Annotated in this window: 6 protein-coding genes; 2 read left to right on the top strand and 4 right to left on the bottom strand. The window is 63.3% G+C overall.

Translation table 11 applies throughout. The features are described 5' to 3' along the window. Positions 1–126 precede the first annotated feature (126 nt). On the top strand, positions 127–924 hold the full coding sequence (locus tag EN879_RS20630) for a hypothetical protein (protein WP_063169211.1): 798 nt from the start codon (positions 127–129) through the stop codon (positions 922–924). Positions 925–1,121: 197 nt separating this feature from the next. After that, entirely contained in the window at positions 1,122–1,526 is a 405-nt protein-coding gene (gene msrB, locus EN879_RS20625) for a peptide-methionine (R)-S-oxide reductase MsrB (protein WP_013529102.1), read from the top strand. A gap of 100 nt (positions 1,527–1,626) precedes the next feature. Here the strand turns inward: msrB and EN879_RS20620 are convergent, their stop codons facing one another. From EN879_RS20620 to pyc, 4 genes are all read right to left on the bottom strand, one after another. After that, the gene (locus EN879_RS20620) at positions 1,627–1,938 is read right to left on the bottom strand and encodes a hypothetical protein (RefSeq protein ID WP_024502896.1); all 312 of its coding nucleotides are present in this window, start codon (positions 1,936–1,938) and stop codon (positions 1,627–1,629) included. A 7-nt stretch (positions 1,939–1,945) separates the two neighbouring features. Next, complete coding sequence (locus EN879_RS20615) at positions 1,946–2,386, bottom strand: hypothetical protein (RefSeq protein ID WP_013529100.1); 441 nt, start codon at positions 2,384–2,386, stop codon at positions 1,946–1,948. 201 nt (positions 2,387–2,587) lie between these two features. After that, a complete protein-coding gene (locus EN879_RS20610) occupies positions 2,588–2,848 on the bottom strand; it encodes a DUF2312 domain-containing protein (RefSeq protein WP_013529099.1) in 261 nt (86 codons plus the stop codon). Positions 2,849–3,008: 160 nt separating this feature from the next. Further along, the coding region (pyc, locus tag EN879_RS20605) for a pyruvate carboxylase (protein ID WP_127274212.1) at positions 3,009–6,198 on the bottom strand (3,190 nt) is incomplete at its 5' end.

The raw sequence follows: 6,198 nt of genomic DNA, 5'->3' as shown, positions 1-6,198 counted from the left end.
ACACCCATTCGGTTGCGATGATCCGCGACATTTTCGGCGGCCGCATGTTCCCGCTGACGCTGGCCGGGCTGGAGGGCGCGACCAAGCAGCTTTCAAGAAAGCACTGAAAGACCGACAGGAGATCCGATGACCTGCTTCCTCTGCCTGCAATGCGGCGTCCAGTTCGCGGCGACAGAGACGCCGCCAGAACATTGCCCGATCTGCGAGGACGAGCGCCAATATGTGCGCTGGGAGGGCCAAGCGTGGATCACGCCGGAGGAACTTGCCGAAGGACACCGGCTTGTTATGAAGGACGATGCCGGCGTTCTCGGCTTCGGCATCGAGCCGCGCTTCGCCATCGGCCAACGGGCGCTGCTGGCGCAGACGCCGCACGGCAACGTGCTGTGGGACTGCGTTTCGATGGTCAGCGACGAGGCGGTGGCCGAGATCAACCGCCGCGGTGGCCTGGCGGCGATCGCCATCTCGCACTGCCACTATTATTCGGTGATGGCCAGTTGGAGCGAGGCGTTTGGCGGCGTGCCGATTTATCTCCATGCCGACGACCGCCAATGGATCATGCGACCGCACAAGGCGATCGTCAGTTGGGAAGGCGAGACGCTGGCCATAAACCCTTCGCTGACGCTCATCCGCTGCGGCGGCCACTTTGCCGGCGGTCAGGTGCTGCACTGGAAACGCGATGTCGGCGACGTCTTGCTGGCCGGCGATATCTTGCAGGTGACGCCGACGCGCCACCATGTCAGCTTCATGTACAGCTATCCGAACTACATTCCGCTCAATGCAGCGGCCGTGCGCCGCATCGCGGCGGCACTGGAGCCATTCGCGTTCGACCATATCTATGGTGCATGGTGGAACCAGAATGTCATCGGGGGCGCAAAAGCGGCGTTCGCTGCTTCGGTCGATCGCTATCTCAGGGCGATCGCATAAAGATCACGATCGAAAATGCGGGCAAATCGCGTAACAAATGCCTATCTTGGTGCGAATATGAGGTTGCAATCCGCGCATGGTCCCGAACCTCCGGTTCGGAAAGGATCATGCGCAAAACCAAAGTACTACAGCGTCCTTTGCGCGTCCGATGGGCGCGCGGCGCTGTAGTGGCGAGCCGGCAAGGCTGAGGAGATCGAATGGACACCCACACCTACCCTGTAACCCGCACCGACGCCGAATGGCGCGCCCGGCTGACGCCGGAGCAGTATGCCGTCATGCGCGGCCACGGCACCGAGCGGCCGGGAAGTTGCGCTTTGCTCTACGAGAAGCGCGCCGGCACCTTTTCCTGCGTCGGCTGCGACCAGCCTTTGTTTGAATCCAAGCTGAAGTTCGAGAGCGGCACCGGCTGGCCGAGCTTCAACGACCCGGTGCCGGGTTCGGTCGAAAACACCGTCGACCGCAGCTACGGCATGGTTCGCACCGAATGCCATTGCGCCCGCTGCGGCAGCCATCTCGGCCATGTCTTCGAGGACGGCCCGCCGCCGACCGGCCTGCGCTATTGCATCAACGGCGTGGCGCTGAAATTCGAGCCGGCGGCCTGAACCGAAATTCGATTGAATGAATGAAAAGGGCGGCTGCGGCCGCCCTTGTCATTGCCCCCCGGCCGAACCCGGCGAACGCGGTGGGCGCCCGTGTCCGCTCTCAGACCACGACCGTCAGGATCAGCCATAATGTGGCGCCGAGCGTCATCAGTGAGGCCTTGGCGCCACCGGCCTTTTCCGTGGTTCGCCATACGGAAAAGGTCAGAAAGAGGTTGTAGGGCACCGGTGCGAAATGCACCGCCAGAACCAGCGCCAGCGGCAGCTTCAGTCCGAGCAGGACGATCGCGGCCACCAGAGATGCGACGTTGAGCGCCGTGCCGACAAGAACAAGGTCGCGCCAGAACAGCCGGTCGAGCGGCACCTGGCCTTGCCAGCGTGAGCGGAAAAAGGAGCCGATACCCTCTGGCAACACCGGATGTCTATCCCTGCCTCAGGACTTCGGTTACCGCGCGCTCGAAACGCGAACATTCGGTCACCAGCCAGTCGGCCATGGCTGGCCAGTTGTCCTCGGCATAGCAGTTCACCCGCCACATCGAATTGATGCCGAGATCCTCGCAACTCTGTTCCGGCCTGAGCTTCAGCCGGGCTTCGATATCAGGCTGGAACGGTTTCAACCGCGACCACGCTTGCGTGGCGCCGAACTTCTCGTTGCGGCCGAAGAAGACGCCGACCTGGCTCTGCGCCGGCGCGACATACATGGAAAGGACCAAGGCGAAATCGGGCAGCCCGCGCTGCCAGAACCAGGGTCCGCGCCTCGCCATCAGAGCCCTTTCTTCCGGATGCCGCTCGGCGAACAGCGTCCAGAAGCCGCGCTGGCGGAATTCAGAGGCGCGGCGGGCGCCGAAGTCGAATTCGCTCATGGCTCGATGCTCGCTCCGGCATCATGCTCGGCCGGAGACTGTTTCGAAATTCGCTCCGGCGAGTCATATGGTGGTGGTTTCGAGAACCGGAGCGGAGCGTACTTAAAGTACGTGAGCTCAGTTCTACTGCATTGCAGTAGAACTAGGGAAGCGCAGAAAACGCCACCAGATGGCCGCCGGAGTAGAATTTCCAGACGGTCTCTACACCATGCCGAGTGCGGCCTTGTACAGATCGAGGATGGTTTCCTCTTCCTGACGCTCGGCCTGGTCCTTCTTGCGCAGCCGGATGATCGTGCGCATCGCCTTGGTGTCGAAGCCTGTGCCCTTGGCCTCGGCGAACACTTCCTTGATGTCGTCGGAAATGGTCTTCTTCTCTTCCTCGAGCCGCTCTATGCGCTCGATGAAGGCACGCAGCTGGCCGGCGGCAACAGTCTGGCTGGTATCGGTGATATCGTCGGCCATATTTTTCTCCACATCGTTTCTGCGCCGCGACTCGGGATGCATGCAGCGGCGAATTGAGCGGGCTCGATGCCCGACCGCCGGCGGCGGGTCAAGCTGTTATCGATGATCGAACTGACGCTGCCGCCACGATGCGGACAGCGATCCCCCAGGAAGGTATCAATTAGCTGAAAGCGATCAGCAGATCCTTGGCATCGATCTGGTCGCCTGCCTTGACCAGCACCTCGGCGACCGTGCCGTCGCGCTCGGCATGCAGCGCCGTCTCCATCTTCATCGCTTCGATGGAAAGCAGCACGTCACCGGCCTTCACAGCCTGGCCGGCAGCCACCGAAAGCGCAGAAACGACGCCCGGCATCGGTGCGCCGACATGCGCCTCGTTGCCGGGTTCGGCCTTGCGGCGGGCCTTGGCGGCGGACGCGCCATGCGCCCGGTCGGGCACCTTGACACGGCGCGGCTGGCCGTTGAGCTCGAAGAACACGGTGACCATGCCCTTCTCGTCGACATCGCCGATGGCCAGGCACCGCACCACCAGCGTCTTGCCCTTCTCGATGTCGACGAAGATCTCGTCTTCCGGCTTCATGCCGTAGAAATACGTCGGCGTCGGCAGCACGCTGACCGGCCCATAGGTTTCCTGCGCGCCGGCGAAATCCGTGAACACCTTCGGATACATCAGCCACGAGGCGAATTCGAATTCCGACAGCTTGCGCTCGAGCTTCTCCTCGATTTCCTTGCGGTTGGCCTTGAGGTCGGCTGGCTTGAGCAGCGAGCCGGGCCGCACCGTGATCGGCTTGTCGCCTTTGAGCGCCTTCCTCTGCAGCGCCACCGGCCACCCGCCTGGCGACTGGCCGAGGTCGCCGCGCAGCATCGAGACGACCGAATCCGGGAAGGCGATATCCCTATCCGGGTTTTCGACATCGGCAACGGTCAGGTCCTGGCTGACCATCATCAATGCCATGTCGCCGACGACCTTGGACGACGGCGTCACCTTGACGATGTCGCCGAACATCAGATTGACGTCGTGATAGGTCTGCGCCACCTCGTGCCAGCGCGTCTCCAATCCGAGCGAGCGAGCCTGTTCCTTCAGATTGGTGAACTGGCCGCCCGGCATCTCGTGCAGATAGACTTCCGAGGCCGGCCCCTTGAGGTCGCTTTCGAAGGCGGCGTACTGGTTGCGCACCGCTTCCCAGTAGAACGAGATCTTCCTGATCCATTGCGGGTCGAGACCGGGGTCGCGTTCGGTGCCCTTCAGCGCCTCGACGAGTGAGCCAAGGCATGGCTGCGAGGTGTTGCCGGAGAAGGCATCCATCGCCGCGTCTATGGCGTCGACGCCGCTTTCCACCGCCGCCAGCACCGTCGCCGCCGACAGGCCCGACGTGTCGTGGGTGTGGAAATGGATCGGCAGGTCGGTCGCCTCGCGCAGCGCCTTGAACAGCACGCGTGCTGCGGAAGGCTTCAGCAGGCCGGCCATGTCCTTGACGGCGATGATGTGGGCGCCGGCCGCCTGCAATTCCCCGGCCAGGCCGACATAGTATTTGAGGTCGTATTTCGCCCGAGCCGGATCGAGGATATCGCCGGTGTAGCAGATCGCCGCTTCGATCAGCTTGCCCTCGGCTCCGACCGCATCCATGGCGACGCGCATGTTGTCGACCCAGTTCAGGCAATCGAAGACCCGGAACAGGTCGATGCCACCGCTTGCTGCCTGCTTGACGAAATGCTGCACGACATTGTCGGGATAGTTGGTGTAGCCGACGCCATTGGCACCGCGCAGCAGCATCTGCAACAGCAGATTGGGCGCCGCCTCGCGCACCAGCGACAGCCGCTCCCACGGATCCTCGGTGAGGAAGCGCATCGCGACGTCGAAGGTGGCGCCACCCCAGCATTCCAGCGATAGAAGCTGCGGCAAGGCACGCGCATAGGCACCGGCGATGCCGGCAATGTCATGCGTGCGCATGCGCGTCGCCAGCAGCGATTGATGGCCATCGCGCATCGTCGTGTCGGTGACCAGAACCTCCTTCTGATCGCGCATCCAGGCGGCGAACTTCTGCGGGCCCAGCACATCCAGCTTCTGCTTGCTGCCGCCGGGCACATTGCCGTTGAGGTAAGGCACCACGGGTGCCGCGGCGTCGGCCTTCGGCTGCGGCCGGCCGCGCGTCTCGGGATGGCCGTTGACGCTGACGTCGGCGAGATAGTTGATGAGCTTGGTGGCGCGGTCCTGGCGCTTGACCTGCTGGAACAGTTCCGGCGTCGTGTCGATGAACTTGGTCGTGTAGGAATTGTCGGCGAAGCTCGGATGGTTGATGATCGCTTCGAGGAAGGTCAAATTGGTGGCGACGCCGCGGATGCGGAACTCGCGCAGCGCCCGATTCATGCGGGCGATCGTCTCGGCCGGCGTCGGCGCCCACGCCGTCACCTTCTCCAGCAGCGGATCGTAGAAGCGGGTGATGACCGCGCCCGAATAAGCGGTGCCGCCGTCGAGGCGGATGCCGAAGCCCGTCGCGCCGCGATAGGCGGTGATGCGGCCGTAATCGGGGATGAAATTGTGCTCGGGATCTTCCGTGGTGATACGGCACTGCAGCGCGTGGCCGTTCAGCCTTATGTCCTTCTGCGCCGGCACGCCTGATTCCGGTGTGCCGATGGCAAAGCCGTCGAGGATATGGATCTGCGCCTTGACGATATCGATGCCGGTCACCTGCTCGGTGACGGTGTGCTCGACCTGGATGCGCGGGTTGACCTCGATGAAATAGAATTTGCCGGTGTCGGCATCCTGCAGGAACTCGACCGTGCCGGCGCCGATATAGCTGGTCTCGCGGGCGATCTTGAGCGCATGGCCGCAAAGCTCCTCGCGCTGCGACATTTCGAGATAGGGCGCCGGCGCCCGCTCGACGACCTTCTGGTTGCGGCGCTGGATCGAACAGTCGCGCTCGAACAGGTGCACGGCATTGCCATGGGTATCGCCCAGCACCTGCACCTCGACATGGCGGGCGCGTTCGATCAGCTTTTCGAGATAGACCTCGTCCTTGCCGAAGGCGGCTTTCGCCTCGCGCTTGCCTTCGGTGACTTCACGGGCAAGGTCGGCTTCGGCGCGGATGGCCCGCATGCCGCGGCCGCCGCCGCCCCATGATGCCTTCAGCATCACCGGATAGCCGATTTCCTTGGCTAGTGTCTTGACCGTCTCCATGTCATCCGGCAACGGATCGGTGGCGGGGATCACCGGCACGCCGACCTCGATGGCGAGATTGCGCGCCGCGACCTTGTTGCCGAGCCGCCGCATTGTGTCCGGCCTCGGCCCGATGAAGGTAATGCCGGCTTCGGCACAGGCGTCGGCGAATTCGGGACTTTCCGACAACAATCCG

It is taken from the genome of Mesorhizobium sp. M7A.F.Ca.AU.002.02.1.1, assembly GCF_003998535.1.
In the GTDB taxonomy this organism is placed as follows: Bacteria; Pseudomonadota; Alphaproteobacteria; order Rhizobiales; family Rhizobiaceae; genus Mesorhizobium; species Mesorhizobium ciceri.
This window is presented reverse-complemented; position numbering and strand designations above follow the sequence as displayed.

Coding starts and splice junctions, on each gene's coding strand:
- EN879_RS20630 (WP_063169211.1), top strand. CDS start 127: ATGACCTGCTTCCTCTGCCTGCAATGCGGCGTCCAGTTCGCGGCGACA.
- msrB (WP_013529102.1), top strand. CDS start 1,122: ATGGACACCCACACCTACCCTGTAACCCGCACCGACGCCGAATGGCGC.
- EN879_RS20615 (WP_013529100.1), bottom strand. CDS start 2,386: ATGAGCGAATTCGACTTCGGCGCCCGCCGCGCCTCTGAATTCCGCCAG.
- EN879_RS20610 (WP_013529099.1), bottom strand. CDS start 2,848: ATGGCCGACGATATCACCGATACCAGCCAGACTGTTGCCGCCGGCCAG.